Genomic DNA, 25,919 nt, shown 5'->3' with positions numbered 1-25,919 from the left:
TCGCTTACCAGGCCCGGATGGGATCGGGCTCGAAGACGGTGCTGCTCGCGTCGGCGGGCACGGCAGCCAGCGGCTCGGCGACCTCGGCCACCGTCGGGCCGATTCGATTGACAAGTGGCGCAAGGCATTCGAGGTCGAAGCCGTAAACCGCGGCTGCGTTCCGCCCCACCATGGCCGCCACCTCGTCACTTGGAACGCAGGAGAACGTGTGCCGCAACGCCTCCCGGGTGTAGGGAGCGGTGCCCTCCAGGTGCGGGTAGTCGCTCCCCCACATGATCCGGTCAACACCGATGCCGTGGCGCTGCGCACATTCGACGGGCCGCATGAAGCTGGCGCCGACGTAGCACTGGCGGGCCCAGTACTCGCTGGGCCGCAGCGTCAGCGAGCCGGCGGTGGGCCCCGCGAAGCGGGCGATCGCCGAGCTCGCCCGCGCGTACCGGGCCGCGGCCACGTCGAGCGAGTCGAGGGTCGCCGGTATCCAGCCGGCGCCCTGCTCGGTGAAGACCACGGTGAGATCCGGATGACGATCCATCACGCCGCTGAAGATCAAATGCCACAGCGCCCGGTGCGCAAACCAGTGCGTCTCGTACACCCAGACGGCGAACGCGCTGCCCCACCCGTCCGTCGGGTTGGGTCCGGCGTTGCCGCCGTGGTGGTTGATCACCACACCCGCCTCGGCGCATGCCGCCCAGAGCGGAGCCCAGTGCTCGGCGTAGAGCTGGGGGATGCCACTGCCCGGGGGGATCCCGGGCAGCAGCACACCGCCGCGCAGCCCCAGCTTGGCGATCCGGGCTATCTCGGCGATGGCTTCGTCGAGGTCCCCCAGCAGGATCTGGCCCACCCCGGCGCGCCGCTCGGGCGACAACGAACAGAAGTCGGCCAGCCAGCGGTTGTGCGCCCGCAGCCCGGCCCAGCGCAGCTCCAGCTCCCGGCCCGACTCCGGCTGGGGGGCAGCCAGACTCGCCTGCGGAAAGAAGGGGGGCACGGTATTGGGGAAGAGCACCTCCCCCGCGATGCCTTGGGCATCCAAATCGGAGTTGCGCCGATCGCTGTTCCAGTTGCGCTCGGCGTCGGCCTCGGTGAGGTCACCGAAGGGGTTGACGTATGTCGTTGCCCAGCCGTCGAATTCGTCCCGGTACTGCGGATCGAGGTACGCGCGGTAGTCGAGCAGGTCCGCGCCGGCATGGCAGTCAGCCGAAATGACCGTGTACCGGTCCATGCGCTATACCCGCGTCGGCTCGGGCCGGGGGGCAGCGAGCAGTGCCACGTCGTCGTAGCGCTGATGCACATACGGCAGCAGCCAGTCCTGCGGCACCGGCGTCGCGATCCGGCCCACCTGGACGGTGCGCCGACGACACCAGGTGATCGATCCGAGCTGACGGACCACGATGTCGGCCACCGGGTCCAGCGGCGACTCCCCCAATTCGATTGTGCCGTCGATGTTCTCGAGCAGCTCGTAGTGCCGGTGGTACTCGCCGTAGACCAGATGCGGGTCGGTGATGCCGCTGCCGTCGGGCGCACGCAGGAACTTGAAGTAGAACTCGGTGTTCACCTGGTCGGGCGGCAACTCCGCCGGGCCGGTGATCTGACCGTTCACCGTGATGAGCTGATAGCCCAGCCGGTCGATGCTGGCGGCGACGCGATCGCCGTCGCGCTCCACCTCGATGTGGGCCAGTTTCTTTGGCTCACCGAATGTTTCGCGTCCACCCGTGACCGACTGCTCGGTGGACTGGGGCATGAAGAGCGGATAGTCGCCCTCGAGTTCACCGTGCCGGGCGGTCACCGAAAACACAGCCGACCCGAACGGCGGCCTGCCCTCGATCCGAACCCGCTGCAGCTGGATTCGCACCAGCGGTTCGGCCGCGGGTTCTAACGGCTTGGGCAACACGGCCGCGACGATCTCCGGATCGGTGAGATAGGTGATGGTGATCGCCTCGGTGGCGATGGGCGCCTTGGTGGCGTCGATCTCGTGGTCGACCTGCGCCTCGGGCGGGCGGGCACCGTATCGAACTGCGTTGGCACTCAACGTGTTTCTCCTTCGGTTTGCTCGGCATGCTTGCCCAGGACGTCGACCAGATAGTCAGGCTCGCCGCGATTGAGGATGGACGCCGCCTTGGCGCTCACCACCTGATCGGAGGATGTGGGCGGACCCATCATCCAAAACCGGTCCGCCCGGATCCCGTCGATAACCTGATCGGCCACCGTCTCGAGCGGGGTGAACTCGACGTGCGCGCCGGCGGCCTCAAAGCGGGCCACCACGCTTTCCAGCGTCGACTCCGGTGTGCGGCGTTGCTGGGTCGCGGCGTAGCGCTGCGGACGGTGCCGCCACGACTCCCAGATGCCGGTGTTCAGAAAGCCGCCGGGGAAAAGGACGTGCGCCCGCACCCGTGTCCCGGTCATCTCCAGATGGGTGTAGAGGCTTTCGGTCAGGCAGAGCACCGCGGCCTTGGTCATCGGATAGACCGCCGTCGCCGGGCCACCCATGGCCCCCCGGGCGATGGGCGCGAACCCGCCGTTGCCCGAGCAGGTGTTTACCACGTGCCCTTCGCCCTGCTCGAGCAGGATGGGCACGAAAGCCTTGATGCCGTGGATGACGCCCAGCACGTTGACGTCGATCCCCCAGTGCCAATCGGCCAGGTCGTGTTCCCACATGTAACCCTCGGAGACCCCACCCGTGCCGGCGTTGTTGCACACCACGTGCACGGCGCCGAAGCGATCGAGCGCCTCCTTGGCCAGCGCCTCGACCGACGAATAGTCGGTGACGTCGGTGACCACGCCGAGCGCCTCGATGCCCTCGTCGGCGAGCGCCCGGGTCGCCTCGCCGAGTGGTTCCGCGAGGACATCGGCCAGCACCACCTTCATGCCCTCTTGGCCGAAACGGCGGCCCATGGCCCGGCCGATGCCGCCGGCTCCGCCGGTCACGACCGCCACCTTGCCCGCCAGCTCCCTCATTGTGTGGCAATGGTCACATGGTCGCGTATATCACCGCAACAAGTCGCATTATGCGACCATTAGGGCCTATGGCTCCGCGTCCCTCCCCGCAGACCGAACGGGTCGTGAACCTGTTCGAGCAGCTGATGGATGGCAGCGCGGGCGCGACGGGCATGACGTTGGCCGAGGTGTCACGCCACCTGAGTGTCCACAAGGCCAGCTGCCACTCGATGCTGTCCGAACTCCTGCGGGCGGGCTGGCTGCTGCGCGACCCGGTCCGCAAGACCTACCACCTCGGACCCGCTCTGGTCCGACTCGGCCACGAAGCGGCCACCCGCTATCCGGCCCTGGTGTTGGCCCGCTCGGCGATGGCCGAGCTGTCGGCCGCGACGGGCGCACACTGCGTTGCCTTCTCGGTCAGCGAGGACTGCGCCACCGTCGTCGACCAGGTCCGAAGCCGTCACGGCGGTCACCCGATGCCCATCGGCACCCAGTTCCCGCACCGCCCGCCGTATGGGGCGTCGACCGTCGCCTGGGCCGGGCCGCAGGCTCGGGAGCGCTGGCTGGCCGCCCTGCCCGACGACGTGCGCGATCGCTACCGGCAGGCCATCACCGCCGCTAAGCAGCGCGGCTATGCGGTCGGTCTGCACATCCTGCCCGATCTGCGTCTGCGGGAACTGGCGCAGATCGTGCGCAGCGCCGAGGTACGTTCCACCCGGCTCAGCCAACTGGCGCAGGAGTTGACCGACGAGCTGATCCATCAGGAGGAGTGGTTCCCGATCAGCCTGGACCCGGACGACAACTACGAGGTGAGCCATATCGACTCCCCGATCCTCGAATCGGAATCGCGCATCGCACTGATGCTCAGCCTGGTTCCCAGCGCCGAGCCGATGAGCGGCGCGGCGGTCACCCGTCTGGGGACGCAGCTCTGCGCCGCGACCAGTCGGCTGAGCGCCGCACTAACCGGCTAACGCCGTTCCGGAGCCAGCCGCTTGAGGGCCAGGCCCCCTTCGAATGGTCGGTAGCCGAACGCGGCCGGGGCGCGATAGCCGGTGTCCTCGAGCGGAGTGTGCACCTCGTCGACCGTGGGACCGATCTCGGCCGCCACCGGCACCAGCGCATCGAGATCGAATCGGTAGAGCCGACCGGCGGTGCCGCCCAAGATCTTTCGGCAGTCGTCCTGCGACCGGTTGTGCAGCGCCCAACGAATGGCCAGCTTGGAGTGCGGCGAAAAGCCTTCCTCGTGCGGATAGTCACTGCCCCACATGACGTGGTCCGGGCCCACGTAATCGACCACTCCGGACTCGAACGGCGTCAGCTCGGTGGCGAAATAGCAGTTCCGCTTGACGTATTCGCTCGGTGTCAGCGTCAGCGCGTCGACCGATGAGCCGCCGAACATCCCGTACGTGCGGTTGCCGGCCTCGGATTTCATGGTGGGAACCATCGCGTCGAGCATGCCGATTTGGCCCGGCACCCAGTAGGTGCCCTGCTCGGTCGGGACGAATCGCAGCGCCGGGTAGCGCTCGAAGACCCCGGCCAGGATCAGGTGTCCGACGGTGCGCTGCGCCCACATCGCCATCTCGGTGATCAACACCGCGTTGGACGCCGGCTGGTCCATCGGCATCTCGGGACTGCCGGCGCCCGCATGCTGCACCACCGTCAGGTCCAACTCCTCGCACAGCGCCCAGATCGGTTCGTAGCGGGTGTGAAAGAGCGGGGCCACCAGCGGGTCACCGGGCGAGACCGCCGGAATCAGGACACCACCAAAGCAGTCCTGCTCCGCACCCCAGCGGATTTCTTCCAGGGCCAGGTCGACGTCGTTGGGAAAGATCTGAATCAACCCGCGGCGTCGGGCCGGGGCCAACGAACAGAAGTCGATCTGCCACCGGTTGTGGGCCTGCACACCGGCCCAACGCTTCTCGAACTCGGCACGGGTGCGGGGCAGGCTGATGGTGATGTTGGGCGTGGACGGGAAAAACGGAGGGACCGTGTTGGGCAGCAACACCTCGGCGGCCACCCCGTCGGCGTCCATCTCGGACATCCGCATCTCGTGGTCCCAGTTGCGGGCCGCGGTGGCGACGATCAGATCGTCGAACGGGCTGGCATAGGCCTTGGCCCAGTCGTCGAAATCCTCGTGGAGATGCGCCGGGAGATACGGCTTGTAGCCGTACAGATCCGCTCCGGCATGGGTGTCTGTCGAAATGACGACATAGCGATCCAAGGTGTCCCAGGTTGTACTCATCGCACCCTCTCGTCGGTAGATCGAGTATAGGACTCGGGGCGAACCTGGCCAGGTCGGAAGTCGCCGAAGGGCCGACCGCCGCTCGCGCGCAGGTCACAAGGATTCCGCAAGGATTTTGCAAGGGCTCCCCGGGAAGCTTCTCTTAACGCCCCGGCGCACCAGAGAGAGGAAAGACCATGCGGGATCCTGCACACCGCCACCTGCGGCCGGTACGGGACATCGCCGCGCCGTCGCTGCAATTCCGCACCATCCACGGCCACCGCCGCGCCTTCCGGATCGCCGGCTCGGGCCCGGTCATCGTCATGCTGCACGGCGTCGGCGACAGCTCCACGACGTGGCAGCCCGTCCACGCCCAGCTCGCCCAACGATTCACCGTCATCGCCCCCGACCTGTTGGGCCACGGCGAATCCGACAAGCCGCGTGCCGACTACTCATTGGCGTCTTTTGCCAACGGCCTGCGTGACCTGCTCACCGCACTCGACATCGACCGTGTCACGCTCGTCGGGCACTCGTTCGGCGGCGGCCTCGCGGCACAGTTCGCGTATCAATATCCGCAGTTTGTCGAGCGCATCGTGCTGGTCAGCGCGGGCGGCGTGACGAAAGACGTCAGCCTCGCGTTGCGTTTGGCTGCCATGCCGATGGGCGCCGAGGCCCTGTCGGTGCTGAAGCTGCCCGGCGCGCTCCCCGCGGTGCAACTCATCACCCGCGCACTCGGAAACGCCATGGGCTCAACACGATTCGGCAGCGACGTGGCGAGTCTGCCCCGCCTCGTCGACGGGTTGCGCAAACCGGGTGCGGTGGCCGCCTTCGCACGCACGCTGCGCGGGGTCGTCGACACGCGCGGCCAGTACGTCACGATGCTGGACCGCACCTATCTGATGCCGGGCCTGCCGGTGCAGATCATCTGGGGCGAGGACGACCCGATCATCCCGGTCAGCCACGCTCACGTGGCCCACGAGCAGATTCCCGGTTCGCGCCTGGAGATCTTCGAACAATCCGGACACGTCCCGCACGACACCCACCCGGACCGCTTCGTGGCGACCGTCGAAAAATTCATCGACTCGACCGAACCGTTCGCCTACGACGCGGAGCTGATGCGGGTCGCGCTGCAGACCGGCGTAAGTCAGTACGCCGGCGACGAACACGAATCCGACCTTGCTTAACCCTGGGGCGGGTGACACGGTGCGGCTGTTCTGCTTTCATCACGCCGGGGGCGGCCGACTGGCCTTCAACTCCTGGGGCAAGGCGCTGGGCCCGACGGTCGAGGTGATCCCGGTCGAGGTCGCCAACCGCGAGCGCTTCGGCAAGCTGCGCGAGCTCATCGACGTGCTGGACGCCCAGCTGGGATCCGCCCTCGATCAACCACATGTGTTCTTCGGCCACAGTTTCGGCGCCCTGGTGGCATACCGGTTGGCGTGCGTGCGCGCGGAGCACGGGTCCCCGCTGCCGCGCGCGGTGTTCCTATCCGCCTACGCCCCACCGCATCTCCCACCGCCCCTGCATGTGGTGGATCTGCTCGACGACCAACAACTCGCGACGCTGCTGTCCGATCTCGGCGGCCTGCCTGCGGGACTTACCCGCTGGCCCACCCTGCGCGAGCGTGCCGTGACCGCCGCTCGACACGACTTGCGGCTATGCATGACAGACGAGGAACAGGGCGCGGCGGAACTGTCCTGCCCGATCCACGTCTTTGGCGGCAGCGAAGACCCCCTGGTGAGTGAATCCGACTTGCACGAGTGGCGTTCGCGGACAACGACAGACTTCTCCGTCCAAATCCTTCGCGGCGGCCACTTCTATATCCGGGACCGGCAGCCGCTGTTCAGCACACTTCGGCCGCTGCTATCGACGATCGCGGCGGCCTAGCCGGGCGGCACTCGACGGCGCTACGGCAGCACCGTATGCATGAGCATCACACTGTAGGCCGACCAGAGCGAGAGGCTGAAATAGAGGTCCTTGCCGGTCGTCCACGGATGCATGAACGGGGCGTAGATGCCGCCGGGAAGTTGTTTCGACGTCACCAGCGTCCGGGGCGAGCTCCACGGCCCCTGTGCAGCCGGCGCCGTCCGCATGACAACGTTGTTGGAGCCGTTGCAGTACATCGCCACGAACTTGTTGAGATACGTGTTGTATTGGACCGACATTTCGCTCACCGGCGCCGGAATCACCACCCGTGCCGCGAACGGCTTGTTCGTAACCCACGAATCGGACCCGAAGAAGTTCCACCATTGCTTGCCCCAATATTGGTATTTCGTCAGGTCTAGCTCCGAGCCCTCTCGGACACGCGCGACGTACGCCGGCCCGCCCCGCCCGGACGGGGTGCCGAACGAATAGAGGTAGCCATCGCCCGGCCTAACGAAGGCGCCCTGCTGAAACTTCTGGTTTCCCCACCACGGCCAACGGACGGTCGCACGTTTGGCGCTCCACGTCTGCCCGTTGTCGTCGGAAACCGCCAGCGCCGAAAAGTTGGTCGTCCACTGGCCCGGATTTCCCCACCGCCTGATGGACATGAAGTTGATGTATTGCCGGCTCCCGACCGAGATGCCGGCGGTAGGGATGATCGTCACCTCGGTCGGAGCGATCCCGAGACTGGCAATGATCTGCCTTGAAAAGTTGTATTTGCCTGGGATGGCTGGGTTTTGGGTGACCGGAGAGCCCCCGTAGTTCGCGCCGGCCACGGTGTCCGGGACGGGATCCGGCACATAAAGGCCATCGGTCAGTGTTCGGTCGCTGCTGCGCAACAAGGTGTTGGATCGCCATTGCTGACCGGGGACGCCGCAGTCGCCGAACGTGTCGCCGAAGGCCAGGAGCGTTTGGTCGTTGTTGGGATCGCCGTTGTCCCACATGATTCCGAGATCGGCGCCGGAGATCGCGAAACGATTGAAGGTGTCATTGGGGCTGACCGGTCCGTTTATCCAACCGACGAATGAGGTGGACGGGACCGCGACGGCGGCGGCAGGCGCCGGCGCCGGCGCCGCCGGCGCCGGAACTTCGGCGTGCGCGGCCGGATTCGGGCCATTCCGGTTCGGCGCGGCCTGATCGGGCGTGCCCGGAGGAGTGGGGCCCGGTATCACCTCGGCCTGGTTCTCCCACGGCGCGGACGTCGGCGGACTGGCGAGCGAGGCATCCGGCGGGAGCGGGCCCACCTCGGGCGGGGGCGCCTGGTCCTGCGCACCGGCCGGCTTACGCCCGCTTGGTATGTGTTCCACCGGCCCCGGAGCGCGCGGCACAAAAATCTTCGGTGGGACCGCGCCAGCGGGTCCCGGACTGGGCAGCGTCTGGGCACACGGGTCGGCGCTTGCCGGACAAAGCACGACGATCGGGGTGACGAAAACCACCGCGGCCGCAACCGCCGCCGCGGCCAGCCGGGAAACTGCCGACATGTCACACCTTCCGGAAACCCGCAACATGTAGATGTGACGATTGTGACCTGTGTGAAGTCACGATTTTTGGCTTGCCAAGATGGATATGCACTTGTGACCGCGTTGCGACCCGCCATGACGGTTCCGTTGTTTCGATGCGATCGTTCCTGCGGTTTAGTCTGGTCAGAGGCAGACGATTCGAAGAGCCGACAGGACAAGCACCGATGATCGACGATCAGTCCGTCACAACGCTGGAGGACCTCCGCGGCGATCTGGCGCAGCGGTACAAGCGGACGCCAACCGGCGGGAAATCGGTCGACAGCGCGATCGTCGAGGCCGACCTGGCCGCGCTCGACCGCGACGGCTACGTCATCTGGGAGAACCTGCTCACCGCGGACCAGTGCGGCCAAATCCGCGAGATCGTACGCCCATGGCTGGCGCACACCGGACGCAACTCGTTCGAGGGCCGACGCACCCAGCGCATCTATAGCTTGCTGAGCAGGACACGGGTGTGCGACCGCCTGGTCGACAACCCACGGGTGCTGGCGGTGCTCGATCGGCTGCTGATGCCCAACTACCTGCTTTCGGCGTTGCAGGCCATCAACATTCAGCCCGGGGAGGCCGCGCAACTGGCGCACCACGACGACGGCTTCTATCCGATTCCGCGGCCGCGGGCACCCCTGGCGGCGGCGACGATCTGGGCGATCAACGACTTCACGGCCGACAACGGCGCCACGGTGCTGTATCCGGGCAGCCACCGCTGGGGCAAGCGTCGGCCGGGTTCCAAGGATCACGCGATGCCCGTCGTGATGCCCGCCGGCTCCTGCGTCTTTTTCGTGGGCACCTTGTGGCATGGCGGAGGCGCCAACGCCACCACGCGCGAGCGTCTGGCCGTCACCGCCCAGTACTGCCAACCGTGGCTGCGACCGATGGAGGCCTTCACGTTATCGATATCGCGCGAGATCGCTCGCGAGGTCTCCGATGACATTCGCCGCATGCTCGGGTACAGCATCCACCCGCCGTTCGTGGGCGCGGTCGACGGGCTGCACCCGCTCCGACTGCTGGAAAACGCGCCCGACCGCTAGGGCTCAATACAGGGCCAAGTCTCCTCGCGTTCGTGTCGGGCAGGCCACGCTGTCCGCAATTTCGCGGGACATCACGTGTTGGTGGTAGTGCATCGCGCACTTGACCGCGCAGATGAACAAGACGGTGGGATCCGGCCGATGGCGAAGCATGGTCGTCATGCGGCGGCGATAGATGCGGCGCAGCCGCGGGTCGGGGACGTTGCTCATCAACCGGAGAAACAAGACGATCGCCCCGAGCGCATAGACCGACTGGGATTTCCGCTTGATCCACGGATGGCGGCACCAGTAGGCATTGCGGGCGCGGGCGAAATCGATTCGGCGCCTGAGGTAGAGGTTTTCCAGCCGGTCGAAGTAGAACTCGGGATCGTGTAGGTCCAGCATCAGGCGGATATAGCCGTCGCGCATCTGGTCGCGCGTCATGCCGAGCGGAATGACGTTCGTGCCGAACATCCCGTCGGAGGGGTTCGTCTCCGAAAGATCCAGGCGCCCTTCGTTCTTCAAACGCGCGTACAGCGGTGTCTTCGGGATGGCGACGAGCATGTTGACCGTCGGATGCATGATGTCGGTCTGACGAATGAACTCGTACTGCGCCTTGAAGATTCGTTCATCGTCGTGGTCGAAGCCGACGATCATGCCGCACAGCACTTCGAGGCCGGCGTCTTGTACCTTGCGCACGCGGTCGACGATCGTGCCGCCTTTGCGAACGTTTTGATACTTCTTGGTCTCCCGGAGCGATTCTTCGCTCGGGCTCTCGATACCGATGAAGACCATGGCGACGTTAGCCGCGTCCAGCAATTCCATCATTTCGTCGTCTTCGGCGAGGTTGAGCGACGCATACGCGACAAACGCCATGGGATATCCCTTGGCGGCCTGCCACGCCGCAACGTCCTGCAGCAACTTCTTCATCGGAATCCTGGTGCCGATGAGGTTGTCATCGACGATGAAGGCGATGCGTACGCGCTGCTTGCGCATCGCTTCCAACTCGGTGATCACCTGCGCGCTCGTCTTCAGCCTCGGCCTGCGGCCGAACGTGATTGGGATGTCGCAAAACTCGCACTGGAACGGACAGCCGCGGCTGAATTGGACGCTGCCGAACAGATAGTGCTTCGCCTTGACCAGGTCGTACCGTGGCACCGGCGAGCGGGTCATGTCGGTCGGCTCGGTTTGCTCGTAGCGCCGCGCATGCCGTCCCTGGGCCCACTCGTCAAGGAACTGCGGCCAGGTCGTGTCCGCTTCACCGACGAAAATCACATCCGCCAGGCCGGCAAAGTACTCTTCTTGGACGGTGACCGATGGACCGCCGACGACGGTGAAGACGTTGCGGGCCTTCAGTTCGCGGAGAATCTCGAGCATCCGATGGCCCTGCACGTCCATCCCGGTCAGCCCCACGATGTCGGCCTTCGCCAGACGTTCGTAGTCGATGCGCTCCACGTTCTCATCGACGATCGTCACGCAATGGCCGTCGGGCGTCAGCGCTGCCAGCAACGGAAGGCAGACACTGGGCAAGATGCGCCTTTTACCAAGCAACGGAAGCGCATGTTCGAGGCCCCAATAGGACACGTCGAACCGAGGATTGACCAGCACAATATCGGCCATCATCGCCTGCCTCGACCTGAGGGGTGGGTCGCGGTGCCACGCAAGGGGTCATTCTTCGCCGGGCCAGCACATCAGTCAATGCGGTAGCCGGGATCATCTGCAGCACCTTGCGTCGCTCGGATTTGGCGGTATAAATGCTTGGCCTGACGATGTCTCAAAGTTCTAGGGACGCAGGGCAACCGGGCAATGAGAGGTCAGCTGGCGACACCGCCGTCGATGGTCAGCACCGATCCGGTGGTGTAGCTCGAGGCGTCGGACAGCAGATAAATCACGGCGCCGACAATTTCTTCGGGACGTCCCACCCGATTCAATGCGATGGGTCGCAGGATGTCAGGCAAACGGTCTGGGTCGCGCACGAAGCCCGAAGCGGCGTCGGTGTCAAAGGTTCCGCAGATGATTCCGTTGACTCGGACACCCACGGGCGCGTATTCGATGGCGGTCGCGGTGGTCAACGCGTTCAATCCCGCCTTGGCCGCGGCGTAGACCGTGGTGACCGGGGTGGGTCTTACCGACGCGAGCGAGCTGACGTTGACGATCGATCCGCCGCCGGTGCGAGCCATGGCCGTCGCGGCCAGCGCCGTCAAACGCGTTGGTCCCTTGAGGTTTACGCCGATCACCTTGTCGAACAACGCTTCCGAGGTTTCCAGCAGCGACGGCGCCAAGGGACTCATCCCGGCATTGTTCACCAGGCCGTCGAGTCGGCCCCAGCGCGCGGCGGCGGCATCGACGACGGCGTCCAGTGTTTCCCAGTGTCCGACATGACATTCCAGCGGGTGCGCGTGGCCGCCGGAATCGGTGATCCGGGCGGCGAGTTCTTGGCACGCGGCGAGTTTTCGGCTGGCGATGACCACCCGCGCCCCGCGCTGCGCGAGGCCCAGGCTCATGGCGGCGCCGAGGCCACGACTTCCACCGGTGATCAGGACCACGCGATCGCTGACATCGAACAATGCATCGTTCATCGGGCAAACCTCTGGGCACGGACAAGGAGTTGGTCGGCGATGGGCCCGAAAAGCTCGTGCAAAGGGTTGCGGGATGCGCCGCGAAGATAACTCGCGTAGGAGCCTTCCAGCACTATGGCCAGCTTCCAGGCGCTGAACGCCTGATACCACCCGAATCGGGACAGGTCGCGCCCCGTGGCGGTGGCGTAGCGGTCCACCAATTCCGACGGTGACTGACAGGCCTCGGGCGCCATGCCGTTGGGAGTGCCCGGGGCGGCCAGGGCGATCGAGTTGCCGTCCTCCGGCCAGAAGATCATGGCCCAGGCCAGGTCGATGAGCGGGTCTCCGACGGTGGTCATCTCGAAGTCGACGACGCAGGCGACCTTCGGCGGCGCCGCCGGTGCCCAGATCAGGTTGTCTACCTTGTAGTCGCCGTGCATGACGGCCAGTTCGCCGTGGGCGGGCAGGTTCGCCTGCAGCCAGCGCGCGATGTCATCGACGCCGGCGAGGTCGCGCAGCCGGTAGCTGTCGAGTTGGGCCATCCAGCGGTCGACCTGTCGACCCAAAAAGCCCTCCGGGCGCGCTATCTCGGCAAGCACGGTCTTGGTCCAGTCCACCGCGTGCAGGTCGACGAGCGTGTCGATGAGTTGCTCGCCGACCAGATTCTGCGAGCCGGGGTCGTCGCGCAGCGGCGCCGGCAACCCGTGTCGGCGGATCACGCCACCCTCGACGAAGGACATCACGAAGAACGGGGCCCCGAGGATGGTGGCGTCGGCGCTCCATCCCAGCACGCGAGGCACCGGAACCCCCTGCGCGGCCAGCGATTCCATGATTCGCGCTTCGCGAACGACTTGGTGGGCGGTTTCGGACACCGCGGTCCGCGGGGCGCGGCGGACCACCCATGATTCACCCAGCCGATCGACGCGGAACATCTCACAGCTGCCGCCGCCGCGAAGCGCTGTCACCTCGAGATCGGCGTGCTGCCCGGTCTGTGCGGCCAACCATGCGCTGAATTGGCCCACGTCGAAATCGAGTGGCGGCGCGCTCATCGCAGTGCCTCGTCGCGTGCGATGCCATCGATGAGGTATCCGATGTGTGCCGCGAACAATTCGTCGATCTCTTCGGCGGTCACGCCGGCCGGGTCGCTGCCGGCGAGGCGGTCGCGGCGCCGAGACGCCGACGGCGGGTGATCCATGGCGACGAAGCCCACGATCGCCCAAGTCAGCAGCCGGCACGCGCGAACCGCGACATCCTTGGACATTCCGTCGCGGCGCATGCATTTCAACAACGGTTTGGTCGCCTCCAGGTATGTCGGCCGCTTCACCTGCAGGAAGAGCCTGCTATCGGCGGCCGCCGTGAGGCGCTGACGCAGCTGATGCGCCCAACGTCGCGCGTAGTCCGGCCATGGTTCGTCGCGATCCAGCGGAGGCGCGAGGTCGGCGAGGAAATGCTGGGCGATCGCATCCAACAGCGCGTCCTTGTTGCCGATCCGCGCGTACACCGGTGGGGGTGTCACCCCGAGGCGACCGGCCACGCTACGCATGCTGACCGCGTCGAGCCCGCCCTCGCGCAAGATCTCCACCGCGGCGGCGACGATCTGCTCCGCGTTCAGCGCTATCTCATTGGTCACGATCGGCCGACACCCGCTTGCTCGCACAGTTCGGCCCATTTCCGTTGTGCCGCAGGCCGACGCGACGGCAGGTGCTCGGTCGGCCACCCCTCGACGGGTCGGTACTTCTTCAGCACGTGACGCGCCAGCACCGACTTGTGCAACTCGTCCGGGCCGTCACCAATCGAGCCGAAACGGGTCATGCGGTACCACTGCTCGACGGGCAGATCGCCGGAGTATCCCAGGGCGCCGCATACCTGGATGGCGCGGTCGAGCACCGCCAGCACCACCTTGGACACATGGGCCTTGACCATGCCCAGCTCGGCGCGCACCGCGCTGGCCCCGTCGCGGTCCATCTTCCACGCGGTCTGGAATGTCAGCAGCCTTGCGGCCTGAATCTCGGTGTGCGATAACGCAATATAGTCCTGAACCATTTGATGCTCACCGAGTAGCCGGCCGTGGGATCGCCGCGACACCGCCCGCTCTCCCATGATGTCCAAGGCACGCTGGGCCTGACCGAGCCAGCGCATGGCGTGATGGATGCGGCCGCCGCCGAGGCGCTGTTGCGCCAAGCGGAAGCCCTCGCCGCGGGCTCCGATCAAATGGTCACCGGGCACGCGACATTCGTGGAACACGACCTCCGCGTGGTTGCCCCGCCGCCCGTACTCCGGATCGGGATGACCCATCGTGGGGATCTCGCGCAGGATCTGCATGCCGGGCGTGCCCGCCGGCACCACGAAAATCGAGGCGTGCCGGTGCGGCCGACCGGCCGGATCGGTTTCGGCGACCACCAGGACGATGTCGGCGCAGGACGCATTCGTGGTAAACCACTTGTGCCCGTTGATGACCCAGGAGTCCCCGTCGGGCACCGCGGTGGTGTCGATGACCGTCGGGTCGGCACCAGCCAGGAACGGCTCGGTCAACGCGAAGGCACTCGAGATCTCCCCGCGCAGATTCGGATACAGCCACCGCTGCTTCTGTGCCTCGTCGGCCCCGTGGGCGAGCAACTCCATGTTGCCGCTATCGGGCGCCTGCACGCCGAACAACTCCATCGACACCATGCACCGACCGATGATCTCCGACATCAGCGCGAGTTTGAGCTGACCGGCGCCCGACCCGCCGAGGCTGGGATCGAGGAACATCCCCCACAGGCCCTGCGCCTTTACGCGGTCCTGCAGCATGCGTTTGACCGCCGCCCATTCCGAAGTCGGCACCTCCGGGAGGATGGGTTCGAGCGGGATGACCTCGGTATCGATGAATTCGCGCATCCAGGTGAGTTTCTCGGCGAAGTCGGGATCGGTCTCGAAATCCCACGCCATGCTCGACCCCTTCCCATCGATCAAATTACAGTGTAATCATAGTGTGATTGTGACCGGCAATTCGACCCGAGGACTCCGATGAAAGCCTGGCAGGTGCACGGGGCCGGCGAGCCCGCAGACGTCATGCGGACGGTGGAGCGCCAACTCCCCGATCCGGGACCCGGCCAGGTGAAAGTCGAGGTGTCCGCCGCAGGAATCGGATTGCCCGATGTCCTGATGTGCCGCGGCACCTACCCGCTCACTCCCCCGGTGCCGTTCACACCCGGCCAGGAACTGGCGGGCACCGTCACCGCGGTCGGTCCGGGCGTCGACCTGCTCGTCGGCACGCGAGTCATGGGTGTCAGCGACTTCATGAACGGAAACGGTTCCTTCGCCGGCGAAGCGCTCGCCCTGGCGGACACCGTCCTTCCCGTCCCCGACGCCATGGATGATGTTGCGGCCGCGGGCTTTTGGATTCCCAACATGACGGCGTGGATCGGGCTGGTTGACCGGGGGCAGCTTCGGGCGGGCCAACGGCTCGTGGTCCTCGGCGCCGCGGGCGGCACTGGAATCGCTGCGGTTCAACTGGGCAAGGCCCTCGGCGCCGAGGTGGTCGCGGTCGCGGGCGACGAGTCCAGGGCAGAATTCTGCCGCTCTTACGGCGCCGACCACACCGTGGTGTGCGGGAACGACGCTGCCGCCGACGGACGCTCCCTCGCCCAGGCATTGCGCGAGGCCACCGATTGGCACGGTGCCGACATGATCTTCGACCCCGTCGGCGGCGCGCAAGGGACAACCGCGATGGGCGCGCTGGCGCGCGACGGCAAGCACCTGGCCATCGGGTTCGCAAGCGGCAGTTGGCCAACCGTGAACGTGCAAATGCTGACGCTGACCAACACTTCGCTGGTTGGGGTCCTGGCCGCCGGCTATTCGCGGGAGCACGTCGACGGCATCTTGCAGGGCCTCACGGACCTGATGACCCGCGGCGCACTTCGCGGCACGGTGCTGCAGAAGGTGCCGTTCGACGAGGTTCCCGCGACGCTGACGCGGGTCGCGGCCCGAACAACGCGGGGGAAGTGCGTCGTGGACATCGCCGGGTGAGGGCGCCGATAATTCCCGGTGCAGCCGCGGGTCAACCCTCGACCGCGAACAGCCCCCACTCGCCCGCCACACCCTTAAGGGTGTGCTCGCCGCGTGCGGCAAAGCTAAGTCCCGAGCCGGCGACCAGGTCGACGACGATACGCGAAACGAGCACCTCGCCCGCCCCGGCCGCTGCCGCCACCCGCGCGGCGATGTGGACGGCGATGCCGCTGATGTCGTCGTCGTGCAGCTCGACCTCGCCGGTGTGGACGCCAGCCCGCACTTCGAGGTCCAGGCTCCGCAGCACGTCGCGAATTGCCATGGCGCACCGGATCGCGCGGGCGGGCCCGTCGAACCGCGCGAGGAAGCCGTCGCCCGTCGTGTTGACCTCGCGGCCACCGAAGCGTTCGAACTGACGCCGCACCTGGGCGTCGTGCCGACCGCGCAGCTCCCGCCAGCGCTCGTCGCCGAGCTCGGCCGCTCGCTTGGTGGAGTCGACGATGTCGGTGAACAGCACGGTGGCCAGGACGCGCTCGACCGCGGGCAGCGGCCGGACGCCGGTGAGGAACTCCTCGATCTCGTCGAGCACGGTGTCGGCGTCGCCCGTGAAGAACAGGTGGTCGGTACCGTCAACCTCGACGAACTTGGCCCCGGGGATGCGATCGGCGAGGTAGCGGGCCATCTCGAGCCGCACCATCCGGTCGTTGCGCCGGTGCACCACCAGCGTCGGCACCTGGATCGCGGGCAGCACGTCGCGGATGTCCAGCTGCGGATAGAGCGCGAAGATGTTACGCAGCATGCCCGGGCTGGCGGCCACGCGCTGCAGTCGTGCCCACCACCGACGCAGCTCGGGGTCGCCCCGCCGGCTGGGAGCCCATGCACCGAGTCCGACGCCCTCACCCCAGCCCTTGACACTCACCTCGACCAACGCCGACAGTTGCTCCTCGGTCACGCCAAGCGGGTAGTCGGGCGCTCGGAGCAGGCGGGAGAACGTGCCGTAGAGGACGAGCGCATTCACGCGGTCGGGGTAGGTGGCCGTCATCACTACCGCCATCGTGCCGCCCTCTGAAATGCCCAAGAGGTCGGCGCGGTCGCAGCCGGCCGCGTCCATGACGGCGCGCAGATCGTCGACGGATTCTTCCAGCGTCGGCGCTTGCATCGTCGGATCGGAGAGGCCGGTGCCCCGCTTGTCAAAGGTGACGACGCGCCGAAAGGACGCGAGCCGCGAGTAGAAGTGGGCGACCGACGGCTCCTCCCAAATGATGTCGAGGTGCGAGATGAAACCGGGTGCGACAACGAGATCGGGACCTTCGCCGATCACCGAAAACGCGATGTTTGTCCCGCCGCTGTTGGCATAGCGGATGTCCGGCGCCCTACCCGCGACATTCATGGTCGAACCTTACGCCGCCCGGGCTATGCTGCCTCGTCGCAATCGGCTCCGGCTCCCATTGCCCGGCCCGGGTGAGGCTAGCCTGCCAGTATGGTCGCCTCACCCGCCGAGCTCACCACGTCGGAGCTGGAATTGCGGGCACGAGTTCGCGAATTCTTGGCTGAGACGCTGCCCCGGGGGACATTCGAACCCGGCCTCGGGATGGGCGCCGAGGTCAACCCGGAATTCTCCGCCGCGCTGGCCGAACGCGGCTGGATCGGGATGGCGGTTCCCGCGCGCTACGGCGGTCACGACGCGACCGCCGTCGACCGCTTTGTCGTCGTCGAAGAGCTGCTGCGCTGGGGCGCCCCGGTCGGGCATCACTGGGTCGCGGACCGCCAGATCGCCCAGGTGTTGCTGCGCTACGGCACCGAAGAACAGAAGCAATGGCTGTTGCCGCGAATCTGCCGCGGCGAGTTGTGTTTTTGCATCGGCATGAGCGAGCCGGACGCCGGCAGCGACCTCGCGTCGGTGCGCACCCGCGGGGTGCGCGACACGGACGGTTGGCGGGTTTCGGGTGTCAAGGTATGGACGAGCAATGCCACGCGCGCAGACTTCATGATCGCGCTGTGCCGAACCGGGGACGGCGAACGCCATGCGGGCCTGAGCCGATTCCTCATCGACATGCGCAGCCCCGGCGTGTCGGTCACGCCGATCCCTTTTTTGAACGGCAGCACCGACCACTTCGCCGAGGTGGTCCTCGACGGCGTGCTGGTGCCGCACGACAGGGTGATCGGTGAGATCGGGCAGGGTTGGGCGCAGAACGCCGACGAGCTGGCCTTCGAGCGCAGCGGTCCCGACCGCTGGATCTCGACCTTCCTGCTCGTTCAGGAATTCCTCCGCGAGTATCCGGACCTGGCGGCCAGTACGACGGGGAGCCGGCTGATCGGCGAGCTCGCGGCCCAGTATTGGGTTTTGCGCCGGCTGTCGCTGACCGTGGCCCGGGCCATCGATGCCGGCCGGACCCCGGCGGCCGAGGCCGCGCTCATCAAGGAGATGGGCACCCGGTTCGAACAAGACGTCGTCCGCGCGCTGCGGGAGTTGTTGGACCGCGAGCTCGTCTGCGGCCCGGATGCGACGCCGTTCCAACGGTTGTTGCGTCGCGCTGTTCTGGACGCGCCGTCATTCACCATCCGGGGCGGCACCACCGAAGTGCTGCGCTCGGTCGCCGCCAAGGGGTTGGCATGAGCGAGCTCTACGGCTTGGCCACCAAGCTGTTTGACGAGCACAGTGGATGGCACGACGTTGGCGACGCCGAAGCCACCGGATGGGCCCAGGGGCTATGGAACGCGTTGCGGCAGACCGGATTCAGCGACGTCCCGGTTCCCGAGCGGCTGGGCGGAGCCGGGGGCAGCATCACCGATGCGGTTGAGCTGCTGCGTGCCGCGGGAGCGCATGCGGCGCCGGTTCCGCTGGCCGAGGCCGGACTGGTCGGTGGCTGGCTGCTGGCATCCGCGGATCTCGCACTGCCCGAGGGGATCCGCACGGTGCTACCCCCGGGTGCGAGCCTTCGTCTCGACGGCGATCGCCTGTCCGGCACGGCGCCCGCGGTGGCATGGGGTCACCGCGCCGAGCATGTCGTGGGACTCGTCGACGGTGTCGTCGTGCTCGCACCCGGTCCAGCACAATCGGGCGGCCCGGCCGTCAGCCGCGGCGCCAACCTCGCCGACGAGCCCCGCGACACAGTCGTTTTCGACGGCCTACCAGTGACCGCGCGCGCCGACGCCCCGGACGAGGTCACCGACGAATCCCTCTGGGAGCGCATCGCGCTCGGCCGCATCGCACTGATGGCCGGTGCGGTAAGCGCCATCGCGGCAATGACATTGCGCTACAGCCGCGAACGCGAGCAGTTCGGGCGGCCCATCGGACGATTCCAGGCCGTGCAGGCCCATTTGGTGACCATCCACCAGCAGGCCACCGTGCTCGCGTCGGCTGTCGACGGCGCGGTCACGGCGGTCGAACTGGGCCGGGGCGGCTTCGAAATCGCCTGTGCCAAGGTGCTTGCCGACCGGGCGGCCCAGCTGGTGACCGCGGCCGCCCATCAGACGCATGGCGCCATCGGAATGACCAAGGAGTATCCATTGCACTATCTCACCCGACGACTCTGGGCCTGGCGCGACGAAGCCGGAGGGCATCATCGCTGGGCGGACCGGCTCGGCGCGGCCCTGGTCGCGTCCGGCCCGGACGCGCTGTACCCCGCCATTCAGTCCGGGTCGGAGGTGGTGCGGTGAAGCGCCTGCAGCGCCCAGACGGGGTGACACTGGCCTTCGAGGTGCACAACGAGGAGGCCTCCGGTGTGCCAATCCTTCTCACGCATGGTTTCGGCGCCACCGCGGGCATGTGGAATCCCAACATCGGCGCCTTGAGCGTCGACCGCCCGGTGATCGTCTGGGACCAGCGCGGCCACGGCAGCAGCGACGCCCCCGACGAGATGGCTTGCTACAGCGAGGAAATCAGCGTCGCCGACATGGCGGCCATCCTTGACGCCGCGGGCGCCGACCGGGCGGTGGTGGGCGGAATGTCCTTGGGCGGCTACCTTTCGCTCGCTTTTCACCTCGCCCATCCGCAGCGGGTGGCGGCGCTGGTCCTCGTCGACACGGGCCCGGGCTACCGCAAGGACGAAGCCCGCGACAAATGGAACGAGTGGGTGGAACGGCGCGCCCGAGAACTCGAGCAGGGCAAAGCCCGCGCGGAGGGCTCGGCCGAAGTCGCGCAGGCCGTGCATGAGCATCCCGAGGGGCTGCCCCGCGCCGCGCGCGGTGTGATGGCCCAGAAGGATGCCCGGGTGATCACGTCGCTGGACAGCATCGCGGTGCCCACGCTGGTGGTCGTCGGCGCGCAAGACACCGACTTCCTGGCCGGGGCCGACTACATGCACCGCCACATCCCCAATTCCCGCAAGGTCGTCATCGACAACGCGGGGCATGCGGCCAACATGGACCAGCCCGACGTGTTCAATGCCGCTGTCCGCGAACTTCTGGAGCACCTATGACCGCCCCCAACGTCGCCGATGTCACCGTCGAACTCACCGGCCACGTCGCCGTGGTGGAGATGCACCGGCCCCCGAACAACTTCTTCGACACCGCCTTGATCAGATCGCTGGCCGACGCGTACGAGCGCTTGGACGACGACATCGAATGCCGGGCGATCGTGTTGTGTGCGGAGGGGAAACACTTCTGCGCCGGCGCCGACTTCTCCCGGGCGGCCGACGAACGTCCGTCGCCCGGCGAGCTTTACGCGCAGGCCATCCGGTTGTTCCGCGGCCGCAAGCCGGTGGTCGCCGCGGTGCAGGGCAGCGCAATTGGTGGTGGGCTCGGGCTTGCGCTGAGCGCGGACTTTCGCGTGGCCGCGCCCTCCTCGAAATTCGCGGCCAACTTCAGCCGGCTTGGGTTTCATCCCGGCTTCGGGATTACGGCGACCTTGCCGCGCGTGGTCGGCGAGCAAAAGGCGCTCGAGTGGATGCTCACCGGCGAGCGTTTCGGTGGCGAATTGGGTTATGCGGCAGGCTTGTTCGACGAATTGGCCGCCGACGGTGACGTGCGCTCGGCAGCGATCCGGTTCGCCGAGCGCATCGCCGCCTCGGCACCCTTGGCGCTGACCAGCATCCGTGCCACCATGCGCGCCGGGCTCGCCGAGGCCGTCGCCGAGGCCACCGCGCGCGAGCTCGAAGAACAAACCCGGCTGCAGGCGACCGCCGACTTCCGCGAGGGCGTGGCCGCCGCGGCCCAGCGCCGCGCACCGATATTCACTGGCCGCGTGGAGCCCGACCGCCCGCCGAAACCGCCGCGGGGGCACGTCACGCGCGAGGACTTGGAGCGCTTCGGCGACGAGGATGCGATACGGCGGGCGTCGAACGACGAGTGGCTGCGCAACCAGGCACCACCACACCACGGTCGGTAGCTACCAATTGCTCGGCGAATAATCCTTGAGGAAGCAGCCATACAGGTCTTCGCCGGCCTCCCCGCGGACGATCGGGTCATACACGCGGGCGGCACCGTCGACGAGGTCGAGCGGGGCATGGAAGCCTTCGTCGGCGAGCCGCAGCTTGGTCGGGTGTGGACGTTCGTCGGTGATCCAACCCGTGTCGACGGCGGTCATGAGAATGCCGTCCCGCTCCAGCATTTCGGCGGCGCTGGTGCGGGTGAGCATGTTCAGCGCGGCCTTGGCCATGTTGGTGTGCGGATGCCCCGGTCCTTTGTAGGCGCGGCTGAATTGCCCTTCCATTGCAGACACATTCACGACGTACTTGCGCCGCGCTGGGGATGCGGCCATCGCCGGGCGCAGCCGGCTCACCAGAATGAACGGCGCGGTCTGGTTGCACAGTTGAACCTCGAGCAGTTCCATCGCGTCGACCTCGTGCACGCGCTGGGTCCAACTGTTGATGGCCGCGGTGTCGGGCAGCAGGCCGCCCGCATCGATGGCGGTTCCCGCGGCGATGCGGGCCGGAGACGCGCTTCGGGCGGCGAGGGCCAATTCGGTTACGGCGTGCGGGGTTTGGTGCTGCGCGAGGCTTCCGGCGAGTGCAGCGGGATGGGCGTCGCTGACCCGGTCGAAGGTGATCACATCGACGAGTTCGGACGCGGGCGCCCGCTCGGCCTCGACGAGCGCCGCGTAGCAGCCCGGGGCCCGGCGCACGGTCTGGGCGGCATTGTTGATCAGGATGTCCAGCGGACCCTGCGCGGCCACGGCGTCCGCCAGCGCGACGACCTGAGCCGGGTCGCGCAAGTCGATCCCCACGATGCGCAGCCGGTGCAGCCAGTCGGCACTGTCGGGCAAGCCGGCGAAGCGGCGCACGGCGTCGTTGGGAAAGCGGGTGGTGATGGTGGTGTGGGCGCCGTCGCGGAGCAGGCGCAGCGCGATGTACATGCCGATCTTGGCGCGTCCGCCGGTGAGCAGGGCGCGCCTGCCGGTGAGGTCGGTGCGGGCGTCGCGCTTGGCGTGGCTGAGCGCGGCGCACTCCGGACAGAGTTGGTGGTAGAACGCGTCGACGACCGTGTAGTGGTTCTTGCAGATGTAGCAGGCGCGCGACCGGAGCAGCGTGCCCGCGGACGCGCCGACCGCGGTGGACACCAGCGGCAGCCCGGCGGTTTCGTCATCGATGCGGCCGGGCGCACCGGTCGCGGTAGCGGCGACGACGGCGCGGTCGGCGGCCGCGATTGCGTCGCGCTTGGCGTCGCGGCGGGCCTTTCTGACTGACTTGAAGATCTTCGCGGTGGCCCGTCGCACCATCACGGCATCGGGATGCTCGGGTGGCAACGACTCGATGTCGGCCAGCACCTGCAGGCACGTGTTGAGCTTGTCCGGGTCAATCGCGTTCACGGTGGAAGAGTACGGGGTCGGGCGATCAGAGCGTCGCGGTTGTCTAGGGCCGGTCAGGTCTGGGATACACTGCCCGCGTTGCCATGAAGCGGAAAGCCGATGTCGAAGGGCGCCGACGCACCCTGTGCGATGCCGCTATCGAGGTGCTTGCCCAAGAGGGCGCCAAGGGGCTCACACACCGCAAGGTGGAACGGCAGGCGGGGCTGCCGGACGGCACGACATCGTCGTATTTTCCGACCCGCTCGGCGTTGCTCCATGCGACGGCGGCGCGGGTAGCCGAACTGGATGCGGCCGACTTTGAGGCGACGATGCAACAGGTGCCACCGTCAGAGACCGGGGCGAACCCGACGACGCTGTATCTCCTGGCAGAGATGGCCATGCGCCAGGCGGAGGGCCCTGGCCTGAATCGGTCGCGAGCACGCTACGAATTGGCGCTGCACGCGCATCGAGATGCCACGTTGCGGCGCGCGTTCGACGACGCGATAGCGGGATTCGTTGTCTTGAGCGAGCAGGCGGTGACCCAGGTCCAACCCGACGGCCCCATCGATCGGACGCTGGTTGAGGAGCAGGCCCACGCCGTCACAACCTTTCTCAACGGTGTGACCTTCCGCCAGGCGGTGGGCACCCGCAGCATCGAAAGCGCCGAGGAGTTGACCAGGTTGCTGCATGCACTGGTCGCCGGCATCGCAGCCTCCCGCCAAGCTTGAGTGCGCGGCGCTCGAAGAATTTTCTACAAAAGTAGATTTTTGCTTCTACATCCGTAGAAATAGTGCTACTGTGACGACTCGTAGAGGGACACAGGTAGCGATCGGTTGATCCGCATCGGTCGCGGGGAGCTTGGCGAATTCGGTTGGTGCTCAGGCCATCCCGCTGACCTAGCGGCCCGGTTGCGACCGTCGGGACGCCTCTTCGCGAAAGGGATGCTCAATGCGTTTCGTCCTCGTACACGGCGGCTTCCACGCCGCGTGGTGCTGGCAGCGGACCATTGGTGAGCTGAACCGGCTTGGCCATGAGGCGATCGCGGTCGACATTCCCGGCCACGGTGCACGCCTCCACGAGGAGTCCACCCTTGTCAGCCGGCGCGACGCCATCGTCGAGGTGCTGCGGGCCGGAGACGTCCTGGTGGGGCACTCGGGCGGCGGATTCGACATCACCCTGGCGGCCGACGCAGCCGCCGACCAGCTCGCCCATATCACCTATCTGGCTGCCGCACTGCCCCGGGAAGGGCGCACGTACCCAGAGGCCATGGCGATGCGTGATTCCGAAGATGGGGCCTTCGACGCAGACGTCGGGGAAATGTTGTCCTACTTGCACTTTGACGAGGACGGCGCGATGAGCTTCGCCACTTTCGAGGGCGCGTGGAAATACTTTTACCACGACTGCGACGAGCAAGCCGCACGATGGGCCTTCGAGCGTTTGTGCCCCGAGCGGTTCGGCGACACGACCACCACGCCGGTCTCGGTGCCACGTTTTTGGGCAGCCGACCTGCCCCGTAGCTACATCCGCTGCCTGCAGGACCGGTCGAAGCCACGGTGGCTGTCCGATGTCGTCGCCACCCGCCTCGGTGTCGAACCGCTAACCATCGACTCCTCGCATTCACCCTTTCTGAGCCGGCCCGCCGAGCTCGCCGAGCTGCTGGTGCACGCGACCACCACGACACCGATCGCCCCACTCATCCCGTCGTAATCGCGCTGGAAGGGAATTCATTGTGGCCCCAACAATGATCGCCCGGGTAGCTCGGCGGGTGTTCGTCGTGTGCTGTTGCGTGGTGTTGACGGCGTCGGGATGCGCCTTCCATGGGCTGAATTCGCTGCCGTTGCCCGGTGCGGTGGGGCGTGGGCCGGGGGCCAACATCTATCACGTCGAGCTGCCCAATGTCGGGACGATGGAGTCGAATTCGCCGGTGATGATCGACGACGTCGTGGTGGGCAGTGTGGGCGCGATGCGGGTGGTTGGCTGGCACGCCGATGTCGAGATCTCGGTCAAGCGCGATGTGGTGGTGCCGGCCAATGTGGTGGCCACCGTGGGTCAGACCAGCCTGTTGGGTTCGATGCATGTGGAGCTCAATACGCCGCCGGGTCAGCAGGGCAGCGGGCGGCTGCAGCCCGGCGCCACCATCCCGCTGAGCCGCTCGTCGGCCTACCCGTCGACCGAGCAGACGCTGTCGTCACTGGGCGCGGTCGTCAACGGTGGGGGGCTCGGGCAGATCGGGGAGGTCATTCACAATTTCTCCGCGGCCCTGTCGGGAAACGCGGGGGCGTTTCGTGATTTGATTTCTCGCCTGGACACGTTCGTGGGGACGCTGGATGACCAAAAGGACAGCATCGTCGCCTCGATTCAGGCGCTGAACCGGCTGTCGGCGACCTTCGCCGATCAGCGCAACGTTCTCACCGAGGCGTTGCACAAGATCCCGGCCGGGCTCGAGGTGCTGATCAAGGAGCGCCCGCGCCTGACCTCGGCGCTGGATCACCTTCGTGTGTTTAGCAATACGGCCACCCGGTTGATCAACGACTCGCAGGCCGACCTGGTCAAGAATCTGCAAAACCTGGAACCGACCATCAAGGCGCTGGCCGACGTCGGACCGGAGTTGGGCATGGCGGTCGCGGGATTGTCCGTGTTCCCGTTCAATCAGAACTTCATCGACCGAGCGATCCGGGGCGACTTCTTCAATATCGGTGCCAGCCTTGACATGTCGATTCCGCGGCTCAAGCGAGGCCTATTGCTGGGCACGCACTGGGGACAGCCGGACATGCCGATCCCACCGGAGCCCGGGGACCCGTACCGGCTGAACTACACCCTCGACCCGCTGCACAACCCCGTCCGGCCACCGTGGATCGACCCCAATGCGCTGCCGCTGCCGACGCTGCCCGGCCCGCCGCCACACGGCCGGTGAACAAGCACAATCGGCGCTGAACTCTGAGCTCCTAATGACATTTTTTGTCATTCATCAGAATTGACCCCTTCAGACGCTTACTGTGCCCAAAACGTGCCCAGCCGGTCGTACAATCCAGGTCCGTCGAAGGGAGACAGCCG

The 25,919-nt window shown here is 66.9% G+C and carries 24 protein-coding genes; 12 read left to right on the top strand and 12 right to left on the bottom strand.

Annotated features, from left to right (window positions below):
* Positions 1 to 4: 4 nt before the first annotated feature.
* Genes G6N66_RS05875 through G6N66_RS05865 form a run of 3 tightly spaced genes read right to left on the bottom strand, consistent with a single transcriptional unit; the run spans position 5 to position 2,952 of the window.
* A complete protein-coding gene (locus tag G6N66_RS05875) occupies positions 5 to 1,219 on the bottom strand; it encodes an amidohydrolase family protein (protein ID WP_085232370.1) in 1,215 nt (404 codons plus the stop codon).
* Between the two features lie 3 nt (positions 1,220 to 1,222).
* Positions 1,223 to 2,026 carry an acetoacetate decarboxylase family protein gene (locus tag G6N66_RS05870; RefSeq protein ID WP_085232371.1) on the bottom strand — a complete coding sequence of 268 codons (804 nt, stop codon included), beginning with the start codon at positions 2,024 to 2,026 and terminating at the stop codon, positions 1,223 to 1,225.
* Positions 2,023 to 2,952, bottom strand: coding sequence for an SDR family oxidoreductase (locus tag G6N66_RS05865; protein ID WP_085232372.1), 930 nt, complete (start codon positions 2,950 to 2,952; stop codon positions 2,023 to 2,025). Before G6N66_RS05865 ends, G6N66_RS05870 begins: the two co-directional genes overlap by 4 nt.
* Positions 2,953 to 3,020: 68 nt before the next feature.
* Here G6N66_RS05865 and G6N66_RS05860 point away from each other — a divergent pair, with 68 nt between their 5' ends.
* Positions 3,021 to 3,902 (top strand): helix-turn-helix domain-containing protein, encoded by an 882-nt coding sequence (locus G6N66_RS05860; protein WP_085232373.1) that lies wholly within the window; start codon positions 3,021 to 3,023, stop codon positions 3,900 to 3,902.
* Here the strand turns inward: G6N66_RS05860 and G6N66_RS05855 are convergent.
* Positions 3,899 to 5,173 (bottom strand): amidohydrolase family protein, encoded by a 1,275-nt coding sequence (locus tag G6N66_RS05855; RefSeq protein WP_085232374.1) that lies wholly within the window; start codon positions 5,171 to 5,173, stop codon positions 3,899 to 3,901. The genes G6N66_RS05860 and G6N66_RS05855 overlap by 4 nt on opposite strands.
* A gap of 176 nt (positions 5,174 to 5,349) precedes the next feature.
* Between G6N66_RS05855 and G6N66_RS05850 the strand changes: the two genes are divergently transcribed.
* Complete coding sequence (locus tag G6N66_RS05850; protein ID WP_085232375.1) at positions 5,350 to 6,336, top strand: alpha/beta fold hydrolase; 987 nt, start codon at positions 5,350 to 5,352, stop codon at positions 6,334 to 6,336.
* Positions 6,329 to 7,036 carry a thioesterase II family protein gene (locus G6N66_RS05845; protein WP_179968256.1) on the top strand — a complete coding sequence of 236 codons (708 nt, stop codon included), beginning with the start codon at positions 6,329 to 6,331 and terminating at the stop codon, positions 7,034 to 7,036. The genes G6N66_RS05850 and G6N66_RS05845 overlap by 8 nt, the downstream gene beginning before the upstream one ends.
* A gap of 20 nt (positions 7,037 to 7,056) precedes the next feature.
* On the opposite strand, the gene G6N66_RS05840 is transcribed toward G6N66_RS05845, so the two are convergent.
* Entirely contained in the window at positions 7,057 to 8,553 is a 1,497-nt protein-coding gene (locus G6N66_RS05840; RefSeq protein ID WP_085232377.1) for a DUF4185 domain-containing protein, read from the bottom strand.
* A 203-nt stretch (positions 8,554 to 8,756) separates the two neighbouring features.
* Here G6N66_RS05840 and G6N66_RS05835 point away from each other — a divergent pair, with 203 nt between their 5' ends.
* Positions 8,757 to 9,617 (top strand): phytanoyl-CoA dioxygenase family protein, encoded by an 861-nt coding sequence (locus tag G6N66_RS05835; protein ID WP_085232378.1) that lies wholly within the window; start codon positions 8,757 to 8,759, stop codon positions 9,615 to 9,617.
* Positions 9,618 to 9,620: 3 nt separating this feature from the next.
* Here G6N66_RS05835 and G6N66_RS05830 read toward each other — a convergent pair whose 3' ends face one another.
* The 5 genes from G6N66_RS05830 to G6N66_RS05810 form a co-directional block, all read right to left on the bottom strand.
* Complete coding sequence (locus tag G6N66_RS05830; protein ID WP_085232448.1) at positions 9,621 to 11,213, bottom strand: B12-binding domain-containing radical SAM protein; 1,593 nt, start codon at positions 11,211 to 11,213, stop codon at positions 9,621 to 9,623.
* 194 nt (positions 11,214 to 11,407) lie between these two features.
* Complete coding sequence (locus G6N66_RS05825; protein WP_085232379.1) at positions 11,408 to 12,172, bottom strand: SDR family NAD(P)-dependent oxidoreductase; 765 nt, start codon at positions 12,170 to 12,172, stop codon at positions 11,408 to 11,410.
* Complete coding sequence (locus G6N66_RS05820; protein ID WP_163645787.1) at positions 12,169 to 13,200, bottom strand: phosphotransferase family protein; 1,032 nt, start codon at positions 13,198 to 13,200, stop codon at positions 12,169 to 12,171. The genes G6N66_RS05825 and G6N66_RS05820 overlap by 4 nt, the downstream gene beginning before the upstream one ends.
* Positions 13,197 to 13,781, bottom strand: a complete 585-nt coding sequence (locus G6N66_RS05815; RefSeq protein WP_163645786.1) for a TetR family transcriptional regulator — start codon at positions 13,779 to 13,781, stop codon at positions 13,197 to 13,199. Before G6N66_RS05815 ends, G6N66_RS05820 begins: the two co-directional genes overlap by 4 nt.
* The gene (locus G6N66_RS05810; protein WP_085232382.1) at positions 13,778 to 15,079 is read right to left on the bottom strand and encodes an acyl-CoA dehydrogenase family protein; all 1,302 of its coding nucleotides are present in this window, start codon (positions 15,077 to 15,079) and stop codon (positions 13,778 to 13,780) included. Before G6N66_RS05810 ends, G6N66_RS05815 begins: the two co-directional genes overlap by 4 nt.
* Before the next feature lie 78 nt (positions 15,080 to 15,157).
* Between G6N66_RS05810 and G6N66_RS05805 the strand changes: the two genes are divergently transcribed.
* On the top strand, positions 15,158 to 16,159 hold the full coding sequence (locus G6N66_RS05805) for an NADPH:quinone oxidoreductase family protein (RefSeq protein ID WP_085232383.1): 1,002 nt from the start codon (positions 15,158 to 15,160) through the stop codon (positions 16,157 to 16,159).
* Positions 16,160 to 16,190: 31 nt separating this feature from the next.
* Here G6N66_RS05805 and G6N66_RS05800 read toward each other — a convergent pair whose 3' ends face one another.
* Complete coding sequence (locus G6N66_RS05800; protein ID WP_085232384.1) at positions 16,191 to 17,528, bottom strand: adenylate/guanylate cyclase domain-containing protein; 1,338 nt, start codon at positions 17,526 to 17,528, stop codon at positions 16,191 to 16,193.
* 90 nt (positions 17,529 to 17,618) lie between these two features.
* Here G6N66_RS05800 and G6N66_RS05795 point away from each other — a divergent pair, with 90 nt between their 5' ends.
* The 4 genes from G6N66_RS05795 to G6N66_RS05780 are packed head-to-tail and all read left to right on the top strand — an operon-like array spanning position 17,619 to position 21,467.
* Positions 17,619 to 18,755: an acyl-CoA dehydrogenase family protein gene (locus G6N66_RS05795; protein ID WP_085232385.1), complete on the top strand. Its 1,137-nt coding sequence runs from the start codon at positions 17,619 to 17,621 to the stop codon at positions 18,753 to 18,755.
* Positions 18,752 to 19,798 carry an acyl-CoA dehydrogenase family protein gene (locus G6N66_RS05790; RefSeq protein ID WP_085232386.1) on the top strand — a complete coding sequence of 349 codons (1,047 nt, stop codon included), beginning with the start codon at positions 18,752 to 18,754 and terminating at the stop codon, positions 19,796 to 19,798. Before G6N66_RS05795 ends, G6N66_RS05790 begins: the two co-directional genes overlap by 4 nt.
* Positions 19,795 to 20,559, top strand: a complete 765-nt coding sequence (locus tag G6N66_RS05785; RefSeq protein WP_085232387.1) for an alpha/beta fold hydrolase — start codon at positions 19,795 to 19,797, stop codon at positions 20,557 to 20,559. The genes G6N66_RS05790 and G6N66_RS05785 overlap by 4 nt, the downstream gene beginning before the upstream one ends.
* The gene (locus tag G6N66_RS05780; RefSeq protein WP_085232388.1) at positions 20,556 to 21,467 is read left to right on the top strand and encodes an enoyl-CoA hydratase/isomerase family protein; all 912 of its coding nucleotides are present in this window, start codon (positions 20,556 to 20,558) and stop codon (positions 21,465 to 21,467) included. The genes G6N66_RS05785 and G6N66_RS05780 overlap by 4 nt, the downstream gene beginning before the upstream one ends.
* On the opposite strand, the gene G6N66_RS05775 is transcribed toward G6N66_RS05780, so the two are convergent.
* Positions 21,468 to 22,886, bottom strand: coding sequence for an SDR family NAD(P)-dependent oxidoreductase (locus G6N66_RS05775; protein ID WP_085232389.1), 1,419 nt, complete (start codon positions 22,884 to 22,886; stop codon positions 21,468 to 21,470).
* 83 nt (positions 22,887 to 22,969) lie between these two features.
* On the opposite strand from G6N66_RS05775, the gene G6N66_RS05770 reads away from it, so the two are divergent.
* From G6N66_RS05770 to G6N66_RS05760, 3 genes are all read left to right on the top strand, one after another.
* Positions 22,970 to 23,593 carry a TetR/AcrR family transcriptional regulator gene (locus tag G6N66_RS05770; protein WP_085232390.1) on the top strand — a complete coding sequence of 208 codons (624 nt, stop codon included), beginning with the start codon at positions 22,970 to 22,972 and terminating at the stop codon, positions 23,591 to 23,593.
* Positions 23,594 to 23,813: 220 nt separating this feature from the next.
* Positions 23,814 to 24,572, top strand: a complete 759-nt coding sequence (locus tag G6N66_RS05765) for an alpha/beta fold hydrolase (protein WP_085232391.1) — start codon at positions 23,814 to 23,816, stop codon at positions 24,570 to 24,572.
* Between the two features lie 34 nt (positions 24,573 to 24,606).
* Positions 24,607 to 25,779: an MCE family protein gene (locus G6N66_RS05760; RefSeq protein ID WP_085232392.1), complete on the top strand. Its 1,173-nt coding sequence runs from the start codon at positions 24,607 to 24,609 to the stop codon at positions 25,777 to 25,779.
* Positions 25,780 to 25,919: the final 140 nt, after the last annotated feature.

The sequence above is a fragment of the Mycobacterium conspicuum genome (assembly GCF_010730195.1).
In the GTDB taxonomy this organism is placed as follows: Bacteria; Actinomycetota; Actinomycetes; order Mycobacteriales; family Mycobacteriaceae; genus Mycobacterium; species Mycobacterium conspicuum.
Note: the sequence above shows the minus strand (reverse complement) of the source record. Positions and strands in the feature narration are given on the sequence as shown.